At 34.3% G+C, this 23,425-nt stretch carries 16 protein-coding genes; 8 read left to right on the forward strand and 8 right to left on the reverse strand.

All coding sequences use genetic code 11. From position 1 onward, the window contains the following. Positions 1-3 precede the first annotated feature (3 nt). The 5 genes from Q0787_RS11770 to Q0787_RS11790 form a co-directional block, all read right to left on the reverse strand. Positions 4-4,548 carry a molybdopterin cofactor-binding domain-containing protein gene (locus Q0787_RS11770; protein WP_298902893.1) on the reverse strand — a complete coding sequence of 1,515 codons (4,545 nt, stop codon included), beginning with the start codon at positions 4,546-4,548 and terminating at the stop codon, positions 4-6. 19 nt (positions 4,549-4,567) lie between these two features. After that, positions 4,568-5,710: a hypothetical protein gene (locus tag Q0787_RS11775; RefSeq protein ID WP_298902894.1), complete on the reverse strand. Its 1,143-nt coding sequence runs from the start codon at positions 5,708-5,710 to the stop codon at positions 4,568-4,570. Positions 5,711-5,735: 25 nt separating this feature from the next. Beyond that, positions 5,736-6,506: a nucleoside deaminase gene (locus tag Q0787_RS11780; RefSeq protein WP_298902895.1), complete on the reverse strand. Its 771-nt coding sequence runs from the start codon at positions 6,504-6,506 to the stop codon at positions 5,736-5,738. A gap of 266 nt (positions 6,507-6,772) precedes the next feature. Continuing rightward, positions 6,773-7,585 (reverse strand): hypothetical protein, encoded by an 813-nt coding sequence (locus Q0787_RS11785; RefSeq protein ID WP_298902896.1) that lies wholly within the window; start codon positions 7,583-7,585, stop codon positions 6,773-6,775. 479 nt (positions 7,586-8,064) lie between these two features. After that, positions 8,065-9,468, reverse strand: a complete 1,404-nt coding sequence (locus tag Q0787_RS11790; RefSeq protein ID WP_298902897.1) for a serine hydrolase — start codon at positions 9,466-9,468, stop codon at positions 8,065-8,067. Between the two features lie 336 nt (positions 9,469-9,804). Between Q0787_RS11790 and Q0787_RS11795 the strand changes: the two genes are divergently transcribed. Then, positions 9,805-10,797, forward strand: a complete 993-nt coding sequence (locus tag Q0787_RS11795; RefSeq protein WP_298902898.1) for an AraC family transcriptional regulator — start codon at positions 9,805-9,807, stop codon at positions 10,795-10,797. Positions 10,798-10,859: 62 nt separating this feature from the next. Here the strand turns inward: Q0787_RS11795 and Q0787_RS11800 are convergent, their stop codons facing one another. After that, positions 10,860-11,243: an AraC family transcriptional regulator gene (locus tag Q0787_RS11800; protein ID WP_298902900.1), complete on the reverse strand. Its 384-nt coding sequence runs from the start codon at positions 11,241-11,243 to the stop codon at positions 10,860-10,862. Between the two features lie 288 nt (positions 11,244-11,531). Here Q0787_RS11800 and ilvD point away from each other — a divergent pair, with 288 nt between their 5' ends. The 6 genes from ilvD to proC all read left to right on the forward strand — a co-directional run bounded on the left by ilvD (position 11,532) and on the right by proC (position 19,264). Beyond that, positions 11,532-13,211 carry a dihydroxy-acid dehydratase gene (gene ilvD, locus Q0787_RS11805; protein WP_298902902.1) on the forward strand — a complete coding sequence of 560 codons (1,680 nt, stop codon included), beginning with the start codon at positions 11,532-11,534 and terminating at the stop codon, positions 13,209-13,211. A gap of 12 nt (positions 13,212-13,223) precedes the next feature. After that, on the forward strand, positions 13,224-14,960 hold the full coding sequence (gene ilvB / locus Q0787_RS11810; protein ID WP_298902904.1) for a biosynthetic-type acetolactate synthase large subunit: 1,737 nt from the start codon (positions 13,224-13,226) through the stop codon (positions 14,958-14,960). A gap of 112 nt (positions 14,961-15,072) precedes the next feature. Continuing rightward, a complete protein-coding gene (ilvN, locus tag Q0787_RS11815; protein WP_298902905.1) occupies positions 15,073-15,603 on the forward strand; it encodes an acetolactate synthase small subunit in 531 nt (176 codons plus the stop codon). Between the two features lie 27 nt (positions 15,604-15,630). Continuing rightward, positions 15,631-17,130, forward strand: coding sequence for a ketol-acid reductoisomerase (gene ilvC, locus Q0787_RS11820; protein ID WP_298902906.1), 1,500 nt, complete (start codon positions 15,631-15,633; stop codon positions 17,128-17,130). A gap of 43 nt (positions 17,131-17,173) precedes the next feature. After that, complete coding sequence (gene ilvA, locus Q0787_RS11825; protein WP_298902907.1) at positions 17,174-18,442, forward strand: threonine ammonia-lyase IlvA; 1,269 nt, start codon at positions 17,174-17,176, stop codon at positions 18,440-18,442. 24 nt (positions 18,443-18,466) lie between these two features. Next, positions 18,467-19,264 (forward strand): pyrroline-5-carboxylate reductase, encoded by a 798-nt coding sequence (gene proC / locus Q0787_RS11830; protein WP_298902908.1) that lies wholly within the window; start codon positions 18,467-18,469, stop codon positions 19,262-19,264. Between the two features lie 132 nt (positions 19,265-19,396). Here the strand turns inward: proC and Q0787_RS11835 are convergent, their stop codons facing one another. Beyond that, positions 19,397-20,155, reverse strand: a complete 759-nt coding sequence (locus Q0787_RS11835; protein WP_298902909.1) for a response regulator transcription factor — start codon at positions 20,153-20,155, stop codon at positions 19,397-19,399. 265 nt (positions 20,156-20,420) lie between these two features. On the opposite strand from Q0787_RS11835, the gene Q0787_RS11840 reads away from it, so the two are divergent. Further along, entirely contained in the window at positions 20,421-21,677 is a 1,257-nt protein-coding gene (locus Q0787_RS11840; protein WP_298902911.1) for a hypothetical protein, read from the forward strand. A gap of 216 nt (positions 21,678-21,893) precedes the next feature. On the opposite strand, the gene Q0787_RS11845 is transcribed toward Q0787_RS11840, so the two are convergent. Then, positions 21,894-23,357, reverse strand: coding sequence for a glutamate synthase subunit beta (locus tag Q0787_RS11845; protein WP_298902912.1), 1,464 nt, complete (start codon positions 23,355-23,357; stop codon positions 21,894-21,896). Between the last annotated feature and the right edge of the window lie 68 nt (positions 23,358-23,425).

Raw genomic sequence — 23,425 nt, forward strand, 5'->3', positions numbered from 1 at the left:
AGTTTATTTAAGAGTCATTTGATCTAATGCCACATGGCAAGCTGCTTGTATTTTAGGTATTGTTGCAGGTGCTGTCATTTCTACCCATCCTTCATGGCCGACTTCTTTATAAAATGCAAGTATGGCTTGTTTGATAGCAAAAAACACAGAGTTGGCAAGTACTAAAGGTGGTTCTCCTATACCCTTTGAAGATTTCACAGCTCTTGCTGCGAGTTTTGGATCTAATCTTTCTTGTGGAGTCAATCGATCATCAAATATCGAAATTCTAAAATCTGTAGGTATGGATTTTGTCCCTGGAGGTTTATAATCCCAGGTATTCACAGAAGTTATGGCTTCTTTTGGAATACCTTCAATTGGTGTCTCTTTTGGTCCTTGTTTAATCATTTCCTCGGTCGTTAAATACCCCAATCCTTGAACAAACGCACCTTCTAACTGACCTACATCAATTAAAGGGTTAAGACTTTTTCCTAAATCAAATAAGATATCTGTTCGTTTTGTTTCGAATTCTCCTGTTAGAATGTCTACTTCAACCTCACTTACAGCGGCAGAATATGTAAAGTAAAAGAAGGGTCTGCCTATTGGATCTGTGTTATCTACAACATCATGATGAGGGGCTCTATATCTAGCAGACTCACTTAAGTTTATTCGACTTGAATAGGCCCATTCTATAATCAATGGCCATACCTCAGACCAATGGTCTCTCCAGTTACGTACAATAGTCTTAACTTTTAAGGCATCCTGAGAATCGGCCTCTACAGCTTCAGCAAAATATAGGACATTATCTTCTAGATCAATACACATTTGTTCTAGGCGGTTTCTCAGTGCTAAACACGCTTTTTGAACTGCACCTCCATTAAGATCAGATCCTGTAGATGCTGCTGTTGCAGAGGCATTATTAACAATATTAGTATTCGTTTCTGCCATTTTAATATATGAAATTGGAATACCCAATGCTTCTGCAGCAATTTGAGCCATTTTAGTTTGAATACCTTGCCCCATTTCAACGCCACCATGATGTACCAAAACAGAACCATCTCCAGAATAAACTAATACATAAGCTCCTCCTTGATTTAAAGCTCCTCTCGGACCATTAAAAGAAATCCCATATTTTAAAGGAATCATAGAAATTCCTTTCTTTTTCCATTTATTATTGGCGTTAAATTCTTCAATGCTGGCTTTTCGTTTTTCAAAGTCTGAGGACGTTTTTAAGTCGGTCCATATCTGATTGATATTGTTCCATTTCAATCCTGCTAAATATGGCGTATAATCGTAAGATGTGGTACTAAAATCTTTTAAAGTGATAAGTTTATCAATATTTGAAGGTCCTATTAAACCTTCAATATTATGACTATTTATAGCCATTTCTAATTCAGTTTCATCCTTATACACTACATCCTTTAAAACTTCCAAACTATGCAATGTTGATTTATCAAAACCAAACATTTCTAAGACACTTAATGTCCAATCTGTAATTTGAAAACTTGTCCATTTAACTTGTCCATCTTTATAAAAATTGCGCTCTCTAATTTCTTCTGGGCTAATACCACACTCAAAAGCCGTTCGTTCAATACATTCTTCGAGTATGTTCATACTTTGAACCAAACCAAAAGCTCTAAATGCTGTGTTGCTTATCTCATTAGTTTGACAGACGTTACCAGTAACTTTTAAATGTTTAATATTATAGGCATTATCGCCACTTAATACAGATAAGTCCATTACGGGAAAAGAAAGGTCATAAGTATTTCCTCCATTGGAAATATAATTCATTACCATTCCTGTTATTTTACCAGACGGCTCAAATTGTGTTGCAAAGTGACCATAAAACGGATGTCTATTTCCACACATAATGAAGTTAGTTTCTCTAGACATTTTTAAACGAACTGGGCAATTGTGCTTATGAGAAGCGATGGCAATTGGTCCAGCAATAAATCGAGCTCTAGATTGCCTGCCTCCAAATCCGCCTCCAAGTCGCTGTACAGTTACTTTTACATCAGCTGCATCGATACCTAAAATACTCGCTACAACACTCTGGTCGTCGGCCAAATTTTGCGTTGTAGAATACAATATCATATCTTTATTTTCACCTGGAATAATTAGACCAGTCATGGTTTCCATGTAGAAATGGTTTTGATATCCTGTGGCATGATTTCCGTGAGAAAAACTGTGTTCAATATTAGTATCTCCATGAGCTAATCTTTCTAAGTTTTCAAGAATAGCAATATCACTACCTGGTCTAATCATTTCTTCAATATGACTTAAACCTGGATTTGTACTTGGAGATTGAGGAAAATAGTGTTGTTTTTGTAAGGCTTCATCAATGTAAATTCCTCGTTGCTCTTCATACTTTATGCAATGTCGTCTTATATACTCGGCAATGGTATTTGATAAGGCTTCGGTCTTTGCTAAAACAATGGCAAGAGGTGCCCCTATCGTAGTAATCTCTTCAGGAAAAAAGACCTCAGAATCTTCTCCTTTTTTAAGAATTAGTGTCGGTATTTGATCATCTTCCGAAGGCACAAATAGAGGATCGTCTAATCCCGCTCCTCCCCAATTATTTAAGCGATTATCCTCGTGAATATCAGCATAAGTAATTAAATCGGTAAAACCTGAAAACTTATCACTTAAGAAGTGTACCAATTCCTCTACACTCACTTTTTCTTTACGTGGTAGACAATAACCAAAAGTTCCCTTTGAAATTGTACTGTAGACAAACGCCGCTTCCAAAGTATTTGGAGGTGTTAATACGCTGGACGTATAGATGGCTTCTCCTGTAGCCTGCATGAAAGCGGATAGCTTTACAAAAGGTGCTGATACTGGTAGTTCATCTTCATATGAATTATAAAACTGAATACCTGATGAAATATCGTCGTGCAAATTATCATTCAACGAATCTATATGTTCTGAAACTTTAATATGTCGTTGTTTACATACTGAAACAAAAAATTTATAGAATAATGAAGACACCAAATTTTGACGATAAGAAAACGGTATTTGATTGATCTCTAAAAGTTCATTACAATCATTTTTTGGTGGTTCATAATTTCCAATTTCATCTCTAATTAAATGCAATGCATTACTTAAAGTATCCTCATTCCATGGCATTCCAGATAACATTTTAGACACATGAGATAAAATGACAGGTTTAAATTTGAGTCCCTCGGAAGTATCATCATAGCTAGCATTGATTCCATTTACGACAAAATGACTTTCTACGACCTGTTCATTATTATCCAATGTCACCTTAAATCCAGCATTTACTATGGCATGACAATCTTCCACACGCCTGCGAATTTTGAAGGTTTTTATGTAGTCATTCTTCTTTGTATAAGGTATTGTAATGGCATAATAAATAGCATCTTTACCTAACTCTGAAGCCTTTGGCAATTTCAGAATTGGATATGTTACTGTTGAAGTATCCTTACTCGTTTTCACCGTTATTGTCGCCTCAAGAGTTGCTAAAACCAAAACCAAATCTGAGAGAAACCCTTTGTTGGTTCCAATAAAAATATTTCCAGCTAGAGTTGCTTCATTTCGCACTTGCAGATTGGCTACTTTATGAAGATGTTCCTTTAAAGCGACAAGCCCCTTACTTAAAGGTTCTTCCAGTTTTTCTATTTGATTTTCAAGCACATTCAAAAACCTAGACAACGTAATTTGCCCGCCAACAGTTAAGCTATTCTCTGTAGATTTAACAGATTGTAGTTCGGTGATTTTAGAAATATCAATAATACATTTTGGATCTTGATAGGCTTCATTATAATTTGCTTTGGTAGGATAAATTCCAACTGCTGTATTACCACTCATCAGCTGCAAGTTAGGACCTACAGGACCATACTCATCTAATAAACCAAATAACTCTGGGAGTACTGTTGGTCTAAAATAACTATAGTCATTCTGGCTAAAATGAAGGCTGTCTGGGTTTTCCATATACTCTGCAAAGTCTTTAGGAATATTGATTTTCGTGGCATGTGGTTGTGCCTTTGGTTTATAATTAGGATCTAATTCTATTTCTGGTATATGCTTTGGTGGTTTATAATTACTCGCCAATTTTTTAAAGCCATCTAATATTGGACGATACCCTGTACATCGACAGATATTCCCATCAAATAATTCCTCAACTTCCCTTACATTTGGCTTTGAATCTTCCTGCATTCTTGTAAACATATTCATAACAAAACCTGGCGTACAATAACCACATTGAGAACCATTATTAGCAGCAATAGTCCATTGTATTTCGTCTACTGCTGTTTTAACATTACCAATGCCTTGAGTGGTTGTTATCAATGTACCATCTATAGAGGATAATGGGCGTAGGCATGCATTAATAGCTCGGTTGGTTATTCTTCTCAGCACCTTGTCATAACCCGTTAACATTACAGTACAAGCACCACAACCTCCTTGTCCGCAAGCTATTTTGGTTCCGCCTTTTCCAATCTCGGGCAAATGCAAAAAATCTATAAGTCGCATTTTGGGAGACACATTAAACAAGGTCCTTTTTTTACCATCGAGATAAAACGTAAGGTGATTTTTATACTCAGAAACTTCCATATAATTTGTATTAATTAGTTTAATGAGGACATGAATCACCAGTTTCAGGTGCCTTGTTAGCTGCACTCATATGCGGACAAACAACATCTTGCATGACTGGCCCTAATAAATCCACTTGACCAGATAGATCATCTCTTGGTTGACTATGATCTGTGAGAATCATTGCCGCCGCTGATCTGTCTTCTAAAATCCGAGCTAGAAAATGTAATGCTGGATCCACATCTGTAAGATTAGTTACAATCAAAAGATGCTCATCCAAGGCTTCTTCTCCATCTGCCATTTCAGGTAAAATACATTGTGCAATTGAGTTTAACTTTCGGGTTACCCATTCTCCTTGAACGATAACGTATAAATTTGCCCAATCTTCTTCAGAAAATGTATCTCTCCATGTTTGCATTAATGTGCTTATTCCTAATTGCTGCGTTGATGCTGCAATCACTTGGGATTGTACGATAAGTTTATAGAGTGTATCATCTGGATTATCTTTATCGTCGCTGGTCATGTTACACCATTTTTGAAACACTTCTGCAGGGGATTCGTCGTCACTTAATTGGAATGCTGTGTTATCTACAAAATCGATTGAGGATTTTAACAAGTCTTTCATCACTTTAATGACATGAGGCACTACTGTATCTTCGTCTAAATGAGGTGGCGCATCGTCAAATTGACCAGTGACATTATTTAAATCCATTACCAATTTCCGCTTTAATCTATCATCAATTTGATAGCCCTTTTCAACATCAATATCATCTATCGTTGACAAGGCCTTTGCTAATACATTTCTATAATCTTCCATTGGTGCTCTCCAGCCTTGATTTTTGGGGTCTGTACTATAAGGACCAAAGCATCCAAAAATACCAAGAGGCGCATGCGCAATAGATTTTGCCATATAAAACAATCTGGCTACAGGCTCAACAGTATATCTGGCCTCTTCTCCATATTCATCTCTAACTAAAGTAAATTTTCCGCCGCCAGGCGTAAATTGAGCAACAATTACCGGTTGAAATTTTGTTAAATCGGCTTGGACTCTATCTTGTAAATCGTCCATATGAGCCAACATTTCTGTATCCACTTTAATGACGTTTGCAATAGCTTCTGCGTTTAAACTAGAATCAACAATTGAGATGTGATCCTTCCAGTTAAAATTTGAATTCGTTTCCATTTGAAATAGTATTTTAGTTTATCGGTTAGTAATCTGTATGAGGAACAACCTTCCATGTATTGAAGGCATCCAGTGAATTTGGTGTACTGCATTGAAATACTTTCATACTCCTTTGATAATACGGTTTTGATAGTTCGTTATAAATTTCTTCATCAGAAAAGTTAACACCTTGCACAGCGGCATCGTAACGTGTGGCCGAAAAATACATGTGTTTCAAACTTGCCCAGCTAATCGCTGAAAAACACATTGGACATGGTTCTGCAGAACTAAATATGACACAATGAGATGTTTCGCTTTTTTGAGGTAACTTAGAATGGCCTTTTTCTATTTTAGACAAATCAAAAACACCTAGAGATGCACAGACGCTCCGAATCGTCATCACTTCGGCATGTGCCGTTGGATCGTTTATAGCGGTAACTTGATTATGATTTTTCCAATAACGAATAATCTCTTGAGTATCATCATCTATCTGAACAATTACGGCTCCAAATGGCCCTCCTTCTTCTCCTATAGATGCTTTGGCCTCCTCACAAGCCATTTCTATCCATTTATTACTTTTAATTCTAATTTTTTCATAGACTTCGTCTACGATTATATTTGATGTTTGCGCTGGAAAATATTTGCATTGATCTTGATCATCTAAAGTACATTTTGGAACAAAGCCGTTCCAAGGTTGTGTGGCAGATGGGTCTATAGGGTCATGTTCTACATGAAATAGTTCTCCATTGCCAGGAATAGGTTGCGAGAGGTAAGGTTTTTTTTCGTTTGATGAAACCGATTGCTTTTTTGAGTCCATAATGTCTTATTTAGTTTGAATGTATACAGGTTAATGTGCTATTATTTAGCTTACTCAAAACACAAATATTAAGCTCAGTAACTATAAAATTAAAGTCACGATTAACTTGGAGTCATCTCAAAGGTATAGCATCGCATAATGCGAAACAATAGGTATATATACGTGTATTTGGCAGAGTGGTTTTGAATAAAACACTCAAAACAACGGGCAGTATTCTGCTACAGAATGTACTACCTTGGCCTTTTAAAGAAAAAAACTATCGACTGTTATAAATAGATATATATTGGAGATACCATAGACATTTCGGTATTCGTTTTTATAACTTGCAATTGGCTAGGAATTGGCATCGGTAATCCTTTAAATAAAATTCTCGATATTTTTACGCCCATTTCACTTTCAGTACAAACCAAATCAAAAGTATGTTTAGGAATTTGACTAAGTACAATATTGTCTCCTATAGATGTAAAAGCAATTGCTTTTTGTCCATTGTTTAACACCACTTCTTTTCCTGAATCAAATTCTACTTCGGAGTTGCTCTTAATTGAGAGTTCGTTATAGTGTTCCTGGCTATTATTTATGATATTATATTGCCATTTTGTGGCTCGTGAAGAAAAGTCTATTCTATAATGACCTATAGCATCTTTAGCTAAATGCATTAAAATGTCAGAGAATTGTATTCTTAACGTAAATAAATTAGCAGAGCGCTTCTGAAATTGTTGGTTCAAAACTATAAAGTCTCCTTCTGCATGACTCTGTTCAGAATCAAATAAGAGTGTTTTTATATCATCAAGAGGTAAATTTGTATACTGATAAAAAACTTGGTCTGTAGACTGAGCATTAAATTCGAAATAAGAATGCTCTGTGGCCTTAGTTATATAATTGAGAAAGGTATCAAAAGGTACTTTTCCTCTCGAATAAAACTGAAAGCCTTTATCGATATTCAAAACTTTAAGATTAAATCTATCCATCAATTCACTTGTAGATTTCGATGGTTTATAAGTTAGCCCTTCGCAAAAGCCTGTTTTAAAGTAAGTATGAGTAACCAGTAAATCGAATAGTATCCTATAACTATTATTCATTTTTTAACTGTATTATTAAATATCTGTGCTGCATCAAAAATCGATCTATCAATTTGACGATCGGAAATTCACATCATTAATGCATAAAAAAAAGAAATTATAGGTCTGGGATAAATCTAGTAAAAATTACTCAAGTATTAAAACTAAATAATCAAGAATAACATTGAACAGTTAAAGCAAAGGAATTAAAGTATATAATAGTTACTTTTCTAAGGAGAAATTAACCTTATAGGCTTTATTAACTTTTCTATGTTTAGGGTACAAATTTGGTACAGTAAAATAAAAAACAGTCAAATTAGACATTCAAGTAATATTATTTTAAAAATAATTTATTTGAATTATGTTGATGAAAAGTTAGAATCAAGAATAGACGAGCTAAAATAATGATGAAAACTGATTTAAAAGAATCATCCAACATGGTCAATGAATCTCATTTCGGTATTTGTTTTTTTTAGGATAAACGGTCTGATTAACGTATTTTACATATTAACCTTCGGGTAGGCTCTCACCCAATATTGAAGATAGAGCACTTTACCATTTTTATCTTTAAAAACACCATAACTAGTAGAAGGTTTATTTTCACGAATTGTTACAATGTTATCTTCTCCTCTTTTCTTTAACTCATAACTAGGCCCTCCATCAACGCTCATAACAAAAGTATCCTCCTTTTTGAACACTTTAATCCTAGCTCCAATCCCTTGAGTATATGTTCCAATGAGTTCTTGGCCTTCCTCTTCTGAAATATCGGTTAGTTCGACATTATTACTAATTAGTGAACAGTTGCCATTTATTACAGTTTCTACTGCTTTTTTTATAACGTTCCATTGATTAATTCCAGAACCATTAGCCAAAACAGTCACAGAAAAACTCTGTTCTGGTACACTTAAAAATGCGGCTTTATATCCAGGCATGCCACCACTGTGCCATATTGCATTGGTATTACAGTAGGTAGAATGGAATAACCCGTAACCATATTCCCAATAAGCGCCTGTCATTTTTTTGTTTGAAAACACTTCCAAAACAGCATCCTTTAATTTGTTATCAAATTGATCTTTATGATCTATTTGTAACCACATTAAAAACTTATTTAATTCTTCGGCTGTTGTCAATGCCATACCTGAAGCTCTTCCTCTTGCATTATCTGGAATTGTAGTGTTAGTAGAATAGTTTGGACCTGAACCACTATGACCAAAAGCCACATTTTTAGGATTAGCAACATCAAATCTATAAGTAGTAGCTTTCATGTTAAGAGGCTCGAAAACAAGTTTCATCATAGCTGTGTTAAAATCCCAACCTGTTAAAGATTCGATTACGGCTCCCGCTAAATCATAATTAGTATTTGAATAACTAAAAACCATCCCAGGCTCACCAAAGAACTTATCACTTCCCAAGGTTTTTGCCATTTTAATTTGCTGTGAAAGTCCAGATGGCCCAAAATTATCTGATTCATCTTTTAGCCCTGACGTATGTGTTATTAATTGTCTAGTCGTTAGTTTTCCTATTTCCGAATTTAATCCAGAGATATAGGTAGATATGTTCTTATCTAAATCCAGTTTACCAAGCAACGACAACTTTATGGCTGCATAGGCGACAAAAACTTTTCCTGTTGATGCATTTTTAAACAGGGTCTTGTTATTCGCTTTTATTTTCTTATTAAAATTACTGTAACCAAAACTTTTGTTATAGACTTCTCCGTTATACATAATTGATACCTGAATACCAGGAGCTCCTCCATTACTCAATTCGTTAAGAAGTTCTTTTTCAAAAGAAGAAAAGATATCGTTCACATGTGGACTAGGCTGTGGAATATTTAGTGTATGAAATTGCGCGTATGATGTTGTAAATCCAAACATCATTATTATTAAATTCAATTTTAGTTTCATTATATTATTGTTTATTCGTTTGCTCAAATTTAGCTTTACATTAGTTTTTAGGCTTCCGTTTTTTTAAAAACAGGACATAGTTTTATGACCTTTTTAACAATTGGTCAAGTGATTTTAAAAAAAGATTTATTGGTTTAGTTTTATTCATTATAAAATTATTTAGACTCTAAATTTATCCAGCAAAGAAGAATTACCTTTTTAAAAACTGAAGTATAACTAAGATGCATTTAATGGTTGACTTTCCTTTTTCAGTGAAACTGGAGATTTATTTGTGAATACTTTAACAGATGAAAAAATAGCAGATTTCATACTTTTATATTTCATAATTTAGTGCTTATGAATCTAGTTGTTGCTTTAACTATGTTTTCGGGTATAGCCGTATCAAGTTGTTTGTTTATGTCTATCTATTTCTTCTTTGTTAGAAAGGAAAATAAGTTTCTAGATATTACTATTGGACTAATATTTTTTTCAATGGCGATGAGAATTTCTAAATCTATGCTAATTTACTTGGTAAATGGTATGTCGTTAACCCAAATATCAATAGTACTCTTGGGATATACTATTGCTGCGCCTCTTTTACTCCTTCATTTCAAATATTTATTTTCGGAATCGAAAAAATTTAAGGTTTATAATCTAGTGCATTTTTTAGGTCCAATAGTTCTTTTTTTAATACTAATAACTGATAGTTATAGAGCTAATGACGTATACATTTGGGGTAATTATTTCTTCTTGATATATCTTATATACATTGGAGTTAAGTACATTTTTAACTCTAAATATAAGTCCAAACTCACAAAATGGCACCACTATTTATATTATGGAATGTTTGGATTGATAATAGCCTTTTCAATTCAAAATTTTTCAAGAGGTCAAACTAATTATACTATTGGATTGATAATAGCCTCAACTATTATATATGTTCTATTTTTTGTAGCATTAAATTCACCATCCGTTATAAAGAAAAAGTATTCGGCGAAAGTCACTCATGAGCTTATTGAAAATATTAAGATTGCACTTGAAAGGGATAAAATGTATTTACAATCAGGAATTTCTATTGCTCAACTCTCAAAGACATTAGACAGCCCTGAATACTTAGTGTCTAAAGCCATTAATGCTGTATATGGAAAAAACTTTAAAGATGTGATTAATGGTTTTAGAATAGCAGATGTTAAAACAAAACTGATTAATCCCAATTTTTTAAATGAGAAAATTGAAAATCTAGCTTTTGATGTTGGTTTTAACACGTCTTCAGCTTTTTATAGTGCTTTTAAAAAGGAAACCTCAATGTCTCCAAGGTCTTATCAAAAATCACATCAAAAATTTGAATAGCTATTTATTTTTATCCAGATAACTAATGATGTACTAGAATATATTGAATACATCTTTTAGAACTATTTCATCGAAAATAAGTTGTTTATATATTTTTCATTAGTTAAAGATTTAAAAAATCTAATAAATACACTACTCTCAGAGAACCTTAAGAGGTAACTTATCTCTTCATTAGATTTTTGATTTTCCTTGAGGTAGGTTTTAACCAATCTTAATTGTAAACTATACTCAACGTTTTTAAAGGGTATATCTAACTTCCTTAGCTTTCTTTGTAAAGCTCGTTCAGAAATATGAAGTTTTTCTGAAGCCTTATCAATTGAAATTCGTTCAGGTTTCTGACTTAGTATACATTTTTTTAATTTATAGACTAACTCATCCTCTGTTGGCAGGTTATTCATTTCATTTTCAACTTTAGTCTTTAAATTTTCAAGAAGACCAAATTCCACATGCTTAGAATGTTTGCCTATTATGTTTTAAACTAATCCAACAAATTTAATTAAAAATTTGATGCCTGAACGTCATACAGAACAACATGTAAACGACTCAAAAACAAGCATTTAAACAAAATAAAAGTAACATGAGTTTAGTTCAATCAGAAATATTCACAACATAAAAAAAACACGATAATATAATTTAGAACTTTAAAATATTATGAGCGCATATTACAATAACGAAAGTATCATATACCAACAAGAAGTTTTAGGAGAACGTAAAAGAAATCTATCAAAAGCCGTATGAGTCAATTAAATAAATACAGTAAAACAGTGACGCAAGATCCAACACAGCCAGCTGCTCAAGCGATGTTGCATGCTATCGGATTAACCAAAGAAGATTTTTACAAACCTATTGTGGGAATTGCAAGCACAGGATACGAAGGCAACCCTTGTAATATGCATCTTAACGACTTAGCCAAATTGGTCAAAGAAGGGACGAAAAATGAAGATGTAATAGGTCTAATTTTCAACACAATTGGTGTGAGTGATGGTATTTCAATGGGCACACCAGGAATGCGATATTCATTACCATCAAGAGATATTATTGCAGATTCAATGGAAACTGTAGTACAAGCCATGAGTTATGACGGATTGGTAACCGTTGTAGGTTGTGATAAAAATATGCCTGGTGCTTTAATGGCAATGATTCGTTTAGATCGTCCTTCAATTTTAGTTTATGGAGGTACAATTGATTCTGGATGCCATGAAGGTAAAAAGCTAGATGTTGTTTCTGCATTTGAAGCTTGGGGAAGCAAGGTTGCCGGTACCATAACTAAAAATGAATATCAGAATATTGTAGAAAAGGCATGTCCAGGAGCTGGAGCATGTGGAGGTATGTACACTGCAAATACAATGGCATCTGCAATTGAAGCACTAGGAATGACATTACCCTTTAATTCGTCTAATCCAGCATTAAGTGATGCGAAAAAACAAGAATCTGTAAGAGCTGGAGAAGCGTTAAGAGTACTATTAGAAAAAGACATAAAGCCTTCAGATATTATCACAAGAAAGTCAATTGAAAATGCAGTAAGACTAGTTACCATATTAGGTGGCTCTACAAATGCTGTACTACACTTTTTAGCAATTGCAAGAGCAGCTCAAATAGATTTTACATTAAAAGATTTTCAAGATATAAGTGATAGCACACCATTTTTGGCAGATTTAAAACCAAGCGGAAAATATCTCATGGAAGATGTACATGACGTTGGTGGAATTCCTGCAGTTATGAAATACCTACTTAAAAAAGGACTCATTCATGGCAACTGTTTAACTGTTACAGGAAAGACAATAGCTGAGAATTTATTAGAGGTAGATGATTTAACTGAAGGACAAGATGTCATTAAACCAATTGAGGAGCCAATTAAAATCTCAGGGCATTTAAGAATGTTATACGGCAATTTAGCTACAGAAGGAAGTGTCGCGAAAATCACTGGTAAAGAAGGACTAAGTTTTAACGGAAAAGCTAAAGTTTTTGAAGGAGAATACGCAGCAAATGACGGCATTAGAGATGGAAAAGTAGAAAAAGGAGATGTTGTTGTTATTCGTTATGAAGGCCCAAAAGGAGGGCCAGGAATGCCAGAAATGTTAAAGCCAACCGCAGCCATAATGGGAGCAGGTTTAGGTAAGGATGTTGCCTTAATTACCGATGGAAGATTTTCTGGTGGAACACATGGTTTTGTTGTTGGACATATTACTCCAGAAGCTCAAGAAGGTGGAACAATTGCCTTTGTTAAAGATGGTGACATTATATCTATAGATGCAGAAACCAACACTATTTCAGTTGAAGTTTCAGAAATAGAATTACAAAAAAGAAGACAAAATTGGAAAGCACCAGACTTAAAATTTGAACGCGGAGTTCTTTACAAATATGCAAAGACAGTATCATCTGCTTCGAAAGGTTGTGTTACTGACGAATTTTAAAAGACATTAAAGATGAAAGAAACTCAAACAATACAAAAGACATATAATACTGCACAAACTACAGAACGAATTTCTGGTAGTGAAGCCATTGTGAGATGCTTACTTGAAGAGGGTGTAAAAGTACTTTATGGTTATCCTGGAGGGGCTATTATGCCTGTATATGACGAATTATATAAATATCAAGATAAGATCCATCATGTACTAACTCGTCATGAGCAAGGTGCTACGCACTCAGCTCAAGGCTATGCAAGAATTTCTGGAGAAGTTGGAGTTGCTATGGCAACTTCTGGTCCAGGTGCTACGAATCTTATCACAGGTATTGCAGACGCTCAAATAGATTCTACACCTATGGTATGTATTACCGGACAAGTACCTTCACATTTATTGGGTAGCGATGCATTTCAAGAAACTGATATCGTTGGTATTTCAACACCAGTTACTAAATGGAATCATCAGATAACTAAGGCTTCTGAAATTCCAGAAGTTATGGCTAAGGCATTTTATATTGCCAAAAGCGGGAGACCCGGACCCGTTTTAATTGACATCACTAAAGACGCTCAATTTGAGGATTTCGATTTTAAGTATGAAAAATGCACTGGGATTAGAAGTTATAAACCTGTTCCTGAAACCGATAAGTCATCATTAGCAGCAGCAGCAGAATTAATTAACAACGCAAAAAAACCAATGGTGGTTTGGGGGCAAGGTGTCATTTTAGGTGAAGCAGAAGAAGAATTTAAGGCCGTAATTGAAAAAGCGGGAATCCCTTCTGCATGGACTATTCTTGGTGCTTCTGCAATTCCAACGTCTCATCCCTTAAACATTGGAATGGTTGGGATGCATGGAAATTACGCACCTAATGTTTTAACTAACGAATGTGATGTACTTATTGCAATAGGCATGCGTTTCGATGATCGCGTAACTGGAAATCTTGCTACGTATGCAAAACAAGCCAAAGTCATTCATTTTGAAATTGATCCTGCAGAAATAGATAAAAATGTAAAAGCAGATATAGCAGTTCTTGGTAATGCTAAAACGAGTCTTGCTGAAATACTTTCTTTAATAAAACCAAATTCGCATACAGAGTGGCATCAAAAATTTAAGGACTTATATGATATTGAGTATGAAAAAGTTATTAAGAGCGATTTGCATCCAACAAAAGAAGGTCTAACAATGGGTGAAGTATTGAAAGAAATTAACATCCAAACTAAAGGAGAAGCAGCCATTGTAAGTGATGTTGGTCAGCACCAAATGATTGCCTGTCGCTATGCTGAGTTTAACAAAACTAAAAGTAATATTACTTCTGGAGGTTTAGGAACTATGGGGTTTGGTTTGCCAGCTGCTATTGGAGCTAAAATGGCTGCACCAGAACGAGAAGTTATTTCTATTTCTGGAGATGGAGGTTACCAAATGACCATTCAAGAACTAGGCACCATTTTCCAACAAAAAACAGCCGTAAAAGTCGTTGTACTTAATAATGATTTCCTAGGAATGGTAAGACAATGGCAACAACTATTTTTTGATAGACGTTATGCGTCTACTGAAATGACAAATCCAGATTTTGTAGCTATTGCAAAGGGGTATTATCTCAATGCAAAGCGTGTAACCAAACGAGAAGAATTAGCCTCAGCTGTTGAAGAAATGATAGCTAGTAAAGAACCATATTTCTTAGAGGTATGTGTAGAAAAAGAAGATAATGTATTCCCAATGGTACCTTCTGGTGCTTCGGTTTCAGATATAAGATTAGAATAAACGTCAGTTCGAGTGAATTTCAAAGAAGTGCAACGGGTTTGAAAATTGTATCGAGAACAATCTTATCTCGTACCTCAAAAAAATCACTTGAAATAACGAAAAGAAAATAAAAATGAATTCAGAAAAACAACATTATACAGTTTCGGTATACACTGAAAATAACATTGGTCTATTAAATAGACTTTCGGCTATTTTTCAAAGACGACATATCAACGTAGAGAGCTTAAACACTTCTGCTTCAGAAATTGAAGGGGTTTCAAAATTTACAATTCTCGTTAATGTAACGGAATCGCAGATTAAGAAAATTATAGGGCAAATTGAAAAGCAAGTCGAAGTTATAAAAGCATACTATCATACCGAAGAGGACACCATTTATCAAGAATCGTGCATTTTCAAAATAAAATCAGATTTATTGTTTGAAGAGCGTCAAATTCAAAACATCATTAAAGAAAGTAATGCCAGAATTGTCACTGTAAACAAAGAGTTCTTTGTTCTAGAAAAATCTGGAAGGCGACAAGAAATAGAATTATTGTATAGAGAATTAAATGCTTTTGGTATTATGCAATTTACACGTTCAGGCAGAATTGCAGTAACTAAAGACGAAATGAAAATATCAACAATGCTACAAGCATTTCAAAATTAAAAAGAGTTTAAAAAAATAGAGAAAAACATGTCAAATTATTTCAGCACATTACCACTAAGAGAGCAATTAGAGCAATTAGGAAAATGCCGCTTTATGGATGCTTCAGAATTTGAAGATGGTGTAAACGCTTTAAAAGGAAAGACAATAGTTATTGTAGGTTGTGGAGCACAAGGACTCAACCAAGGTTTAAACATGAGAGATTCTGGATTAGACATTTCTTATGCTTTACGTCAACAAGCTATCGATGAACAAAGAGCATCATATAAAAATGCAACGGCTAATGATTTTAATGTTGGCACCTATGATGAGTTAATTCCAAATGCCGATCTCGTTTTAAATCTAACACCAGACAAACAACATACCAATGTCGTAAAAGCTGTAATGCCGTTAATGAAAAAAGGCGCAACCTTAAGCTATTCTCATGGATTTAATATTGTTGAAGAAGGCACAAAAATTCGTGAAGACTTAACAGTTATTATGGTTGCACCAAAGTGCCCAGGAACTGAGGTTAGAGAAGAATACAAAAGAGGTTTTGGAGTACCTACATTAACAGCAGTACATCCAGAAAATGATCCAGAAGGAAAAGGTTGGGCACAAGCCAAAGCCTATGCAGTAGCCACTGGTGGGCATAAAGCTGGCGTTTTAGAATCTTCATTTATTGCAGAAGTGAAATCTGATTTAATGGGAGAACAAACCATTTTATGTGGTTTATTACAAACAGGAGCCATTTTATCCTTTGACAAAATGGTAGAAGAAGGTATTGAACCCAGTTACGCCGCTAAATTGATCCAATTTGGTTGGGAAACAATTACAGAGGCTTTAAAACATGGAGGGATTACTAACATGATGGACCGTTTATCCAATCCAGCTAAAATCAAAGCTTTTGAATTATCAGAAGAACTTAAAGACATTATGCGTCCATTATTTAATAAACATATGGACGACATCATTTCTGGTCAGTTTTCAAAAACAATGATGGAAGATTGGGCAAATGATGATATCAATTTATTAAAATGGAGAGCTGAAACAGGAGAAACAGCTTTTGAAAAGACAGCTTTAACTACAGATCATATTTCTGAACAAGAGTATTTTGACCATGGCGTATTATTAGTAGCTTTTGTAAAGTCTGGAGTGGAGCTTGCTTTCGAAACTATGGTAAGTGCAGGTATTATTGAAGATTCTGCTTACTACGAATCATTACACGAATTGCCGTTAATTGCAAACACAATAGCAAGAAAGAAACTATTCGAAATGAATCGTGTAATATCTGATACGGCAGAATATGGGTGTTATTTATTCGATCATGCCTGCAAACCGTTGCTAACAGAATTTATGAAAACCGTTGATACATCAATCATCGGAAAACCATATTCAGATACAACTGGTATTGATAATATTGAACTCATCGCAGTGAATGATGCCATTAGAAATCATCCAATTGAAGCGGTAGGACAGCGCTTAAGAGCCGCAATGACAGCAATGAAAGTCATTAAAAGTGCTCCTACTGAAGAATCCGTTTTAGCTTAAACAGATCTTGATATTCTTAACTCGATTTTAGGATTACTCTAATATGAACAACGTAACCACCTCATACAAACCATCGCTAAAAGCTGTTGAGTCTGCTGCGGAAAAATTAAAAGGGATTGCTTCCGTAACACCTTTGATTAAGAATGTGCAGTATTCAAAACAGTTTGATGCCAATATCTTCTTCAAAAGAGAAGATTTGCAACAAGTACGTTCTTATAAAATAAGAGGAGCCTATCATAAAATGTCCTCATTAAACGCCTCTCAAATTGAAAATGAGATTGTTTGCGCAAGTGCTGGTAATCATGCGCAAGGGGTTGCTATTTCTTGTAAACTCTTAAAAATAAAGGGAACAATCTTTATGCCTTCACCAACACCAAATCAAAAGATTGAACAGGTAAAAATGTTTGGTGAAGACTATATAGACGTGGTTTTAGTAGGCGACACATTCGATGATGCCTATCATGCCGCAATGACAGCATGTGAGCGACTTAACAAAACGTTTATTCACCCTTTTGATGACGAAAAGGTAATTGAGGGACAGGCTACAGTTGGTTTAGAAATCATAGATCAAGCTAAAACTCATCCCATACATTATGTATTTGTTCCTATTGGTGGAGGTGGTTTATCGGCTGGTCTATCTAGTGTATTTAAGACTTTATCGCCTCAAACTAAAATTATTGGTGTTGAACCTAAAGGTGCTCCTTCAATGTTAACTTCAATTAATAACAACAGAAACACAACATTAAAATCTATTGAAAGTTTTGTAGATGGTGCCGCTGTAAAACGTGTTGGTGATTTAAATTTTGCAATTTGTAAAGAAACACTAGACCATGTCGTTACAGTTGATGAAGGCAAAATTTGCCAGACGATTTTAGATCTATATAATAAAGATGCTATTGTTGTAGAGCCAGCTGGCGCTTTGAGTCTTTCTGCTTTAGAACAATTTTCTAAAGCTATTAGAGGTAAAAATGTTGTATGCGTCATTAGCGGAAGTAATAACGACATTACGCGTACTGCCGAAATAAAGGAACGCGCCCTACTCTATGCTAATTTAAAGCATTATTTTATTGTGAAATTTCCACAACGTGCAGGTGCATTAAGAGAATTTGTGACGACTATTTTGGGACCAGATGATGACATCACTCATTTTGAATATACAAAAAAGGTAAACAGAGAAAAGGATGTTGCTGTAGTAGGTTTGCAATTAAAATCGCATAAGGATTTAGAACCTCTAATTACCAAAATGAAACTTCATAATTTCTTTGGAGATTACCTCAATGATAAACCTGATTTATTTCAGTTTTTGGTTTAGTTTTACAACCAAATTCATTTACTTATGAAAATAGCAATAATTGGAGCAGGAAACTTAGGCTTATCAATTGCCAAAGGATTACTATCTGGCAATGTATTAACATCATTATACCTTACCAAGCGACATATTAATGACATAGAAGGTTTAAAAGCTAATAAAAAAGTTAGTATTACTAGTGATAATACATTAGCCATAGAAAATTCTGATGTTATCATTTTTGCAGTACAGCCTAATCATCTGCCAGCTGTGTTACGTAAAAACGCATCGGCTTTAAAATCTCGTCATACAATAATCTCTACAATTACTGGGTTTTCAATTGATAAAATAGAGGCTATTATTGGAGAAGGGTTTACCATTATTCGGGCGATGCCAAATACGGCAATTGCTGTTGGTAAGTCGATGACATGTATTTGTAGTAATAAAAAAGCGCAATTAAAACTCAATATAGCTCATAAAATATTTAATACACTTGGTACAACCTTAGTCATTCCTGAAAGACAAATGCAAGCGGCTACAGTCGTTTGTGCTAGCGGCATTGCATTTTGGATGCGCTTTATTAGAGCTTCTACTCAAGCCGCAATACAAATGGGATTTGACGCTTCGGAAGCTCAAAAATTAGCAATGCATACTTGTGAAGGGGCAGCACAATTATTAATTAACACACAAAATCATCCAGAGCAAGAAATAGATAAGGTAACAACACCTAATGGCTGCACAATTGAAGGATTAAACGAAATGGAACATCAAGGTTTGAGCTCATCTATAATTCATGGCATGGTAGCCTCTTTCGAAAAAATAAATGGTATAAAAGAGCGGTTTTAAACGCTAAGGAAATAGTCTCCATCTTTTAAAGAAGCGCATCGAAAACTAAGTGACGGAACCAAATGACGCTTATGAACCTGAATTAAATAAAATCGCTAAAACTGAAGTGTTTTACCAAAAATACTTAACAGGTTATATTAGCTTATTAGTTGTGGCATAAAAAATAGCTTCTGATATACTAGACACTTGTATTTTGTCAAATAATTTTCGACGATGAAATTTCACCGTATCTGGTGAAATAAATAATTTTTCAGAGATTTCCTGCACCTTAAATCCTTGTGCCGAAAGTTGTAAAATTTCTTTTTCACGCTGAGAGAGTGTTGGCTTTTGCTCATCTTTCCAGCAATTATCTATCAGACAATACGATTTTATTTGATTACTATTAGATTTATAAACCTTGATATTACCAGATGTGTTATTCTCTGCCAACGAAACAATACAAAGGGCTTTCCAAACTTTTCCTTCTTCTGTAATAAAAATAGGTGTTAGTTTTTGATTAATAAGAATAGAGGTGTTTTCCTTATTTTTTAATCTAAAATCATAAGCAATCGTATAAAGTTTACGTTCTTCTAAAGGTACCTGATCATAAAGATCAAATCCTACTTGATTAATCTTTAAAAGTAATCGTAAATCTTCTTCAACCACATTTTCAAAATAAAATTGATATCCTAAAACTTTAACTTCTTCTGGCGTCTTTCCGCATAAAAACAGAGGGTTATCTGAGACATACTCGAAAGACTGCTTTTCATAATCTATAACATAGATACTTTTATAAGTTGTACGCGCAAAAGCATCAATAACACCGAGGTAATCTGACAGTTGCTTATTATCACTCTCTGTTAAATTTTGAACGGTATTTTTAAACGAAAAAAAGTCTTTTTCACTATTCATATGAGCAAATATATAGATTAAATAAAAACTACCCTTCTGGGTAGTCAATTTTAAAAAATAATTGATTAAGAATATCAGCTCATTATTTAAAACTACCCTTAGGTGTAGTCCATAAAAAAAGAATAGCCATTAGTTTTGAGTCATCATCAATCAAAAAACGAACAGTTAAAAAGTCGAATAAAATGAGCCATAATAAATCTTGACACCAAACAAGATCTTTCATGGTGAATTACATCTAATAGAAAAAATGATAAAATTTAAACCTATGAAACAGTTACTATTTATAGTTGTCTTATGCTCTTATTTAAGCGGAATTTCACAATCAAAAAAAGCCTACCTAAAACAAAATCGCTTTGATCTTAATTCTGAAACATTCAATTTTCCACAAAAGGATTTTAATATTATTGGTTTTGGCGCTTATCACGGCAGTGCTAAAACGGAAGACGTGGAGTTAAAGTTATTGCAGTCATTAACCAAAGATGGTACTATAAAATATTATTTACCCGAAACAGATTTTAGTGTGGCTCATTATTATAATGAGTTTATGAAAACCGGTGATACACTATTATTAAAAGACCTCGTTATTCAAAACGGAATGCATGTAAGGCAAGAGCGTACCATTGAAGTATATGAAAAATGGAAGACTCTTAAACGTCTAAATGATAAGCTCCCAAAGCCTAATAGGATTAAAATTCTAGGCGCTGATGTTGTGAGCAATTATAAATATAGCTCTAAGCATATTCTAAAACTCATAGACGAATCTTTCAAAACAGAAGTATTAAGTGAGCTTCGTGAAATGGTGAAAATAGACACTACAAGTTATGCCAGAGGCGAACTCAGTTATGCTCATGGTGTATTAGATAGGTTAATTAAAGACTATGAAGTTAATACAAGTGCTTATAATACTAAGATAAAAGACCTAAAAGTATTTAGGCATATCATAGATGGTATTAAAAATTCAATGGCTAAAAAACAACGCGAACCATCTATTTATGATAACTATCTTTTTTTAAAAGAGCACTACAATTTTGAAAACCAAAAGCCATTTATGAGAATAGGTTTTTGGCACCTCGAAAAATCGAGAGAAGGTAAAAACGCTAACCCTCCATTTTTTACCAAGCTAATAGAAAATGAGATATATCCAAAAGACAAGGTTATTTCAGTAATAGGATATTTTACAGAAAGTGAGGTCGTTTGGAACGAACTTTATGATGATAATGGAAATTACACAGGATATACGATAGAAGGAGGATTTGGTATTGGCGATTATGAAAAAGAATATTTTAGAGGCATCCAAAATTTAAAAAACACCAAACTGTCTGATAAAACTTTATTTCGCTTAAATAGCAGTAACACTCCATATGCTAATAATGAACCTGATTTAATAGATATTATAATGACCGATGAAAAGTCCAACAGTGAAGCCGTAAAAGGGATGCCCACAATTGATTTTTTAGATTATGCTATTTTAATATCAAACTCAAAAGCTTCCACTCCTATTTACGAATTGGACCATTTATAATCAACATAACAAAAACACAAGATCATGACAACACTTATAGAACTCATAATTAATATTGTTTTAATTCTACTATAGACAACGACCATTACTTTAAACCTATCTTTAATAATTTATTTAACAAAAAAAGCATCTGGAAACAGATGCTTTAAAATTCTACCCAATAATAAACTTGCCCTCAGAATTATTATAGCGATAGAAACCTTTAATTCAAAATAGTTATATACTTACCAAATCTCCATCAGTATTTTTAGTGGCTAAATCAGATTTACCCATTAAATAACTATCCACTTGCCTAGCCGCTTCTCTACCTTCAGAAATTGCCCAAACAATTAAGGATTGCCCACGTCGCATATCACCAGCTGTAAAGATATTTGGGATATTCGTTTGGTATTTACCATAAGACGCTTTGTAATTTGAACGTGCGTCTTTATCAATGCCTAATTTATCCGCTAGTGTAGATTCAGGACCAGTAAACCCTAGTGCCAATAAGGCTAAATCACAAGGCCAGGTTTTTTCTGTACCTGCAATTTCAATAAGTTTTGGACGCTCACCAGGTATCGTTTCCCATTCTACATTTACCGTTTTTAGAGCGGTTAATTTTCCATTTTCATCCGTAATAAATTCCTTTGTATTAATTAACCAATTGCGCTCAACACCTTCTTCATGAGAAGTAGAAGTTTTTAACTGCAATGGCCAATATGGCCAAGGTGTGGTAGGTGAACGATGACCTGGTGGTTTTGGCATAATTTCAAAGTTAATAACCGATTTTGCGCCTTGACGATTAGATGTCCCAATGCAATCACTTCCTGTATCTCCTCCTCCAATAACAATTACGTTTTTATCCGTTGCTAGTATTTGATCTTTTATATCCTGACCAAACACCACTTTGGTTTGTTGGGTTAGAAAATCCATGGCTTGAACGACGCCATCGGCATCAATGCCAGGAGTTGGCAAACTTCGTCTTTGGGTCGCTCCACCACAAAGTACGATAGCATCAAATCCTTTTAATTGCTTGACATCATAGTTAACACCAACATTGACATTAGTTTTAAATACAATACCTTCTTTTTCAAGTATGGCTAAACGACGATCTATAATGCCTTTTTCCATTTTAAAATTAGGAATACCATAACGTAGTAAACCTCCAATAGCATCATCACGTTCAAAAACTGTAACCGCATGACCTGCCCTGTTTAATTGCTGTGCTGCTGCCAAACCTGCAGGGCCAGAACCAACAATAGCAATCGTCTTATCTGTTCTTATTTTTGGAGGTTGTGGTTTAATCCAACCTTCTTTAAAAGCACGTTCTACTATGTTTTTTTCAATATTCTCTATGGACACTGGATCTTCAATAATACCTAAAACGCAAGATTGCTCACATGGCGCAGGACATAAGCGACCTGTAAATTCAGGGAAATTGTTTGTTGAATGCAAAATCCAAGAAGCTTTTTTCCATTCACCTTGATGCACCATATGATTAAAATCTGGAATTAAATTCCCAAGCGGGCAAGCACTATGGCAAAACGGAATTCCGCAATCCATACAACGTGAACCTTGTTTTGTAAGATCCTTATCATTTATAGGTATTGTAAACTCTTTATAATGTTTTATACGATCCTCTACTTGCTTGTACTTTTCGTCTCTTCTTTCGAATTCTTTAAAACCTGTTACTTTTCCCATCTTTTTCCTGCTTTCTAATTTTAATTTATATTGCCTGTCATGCATTTTGAAAAATTCGTCAATCCGAG

The sequence above is a fragment of the uncultured Psychroserpens sp. genome (genome assembly GCF_947492715.1).
GTDB lineage: Bacteria > Bacteroidota > Bacteroidia > Flavobacteriales > Flavobacteriaceae > Psychroserpens.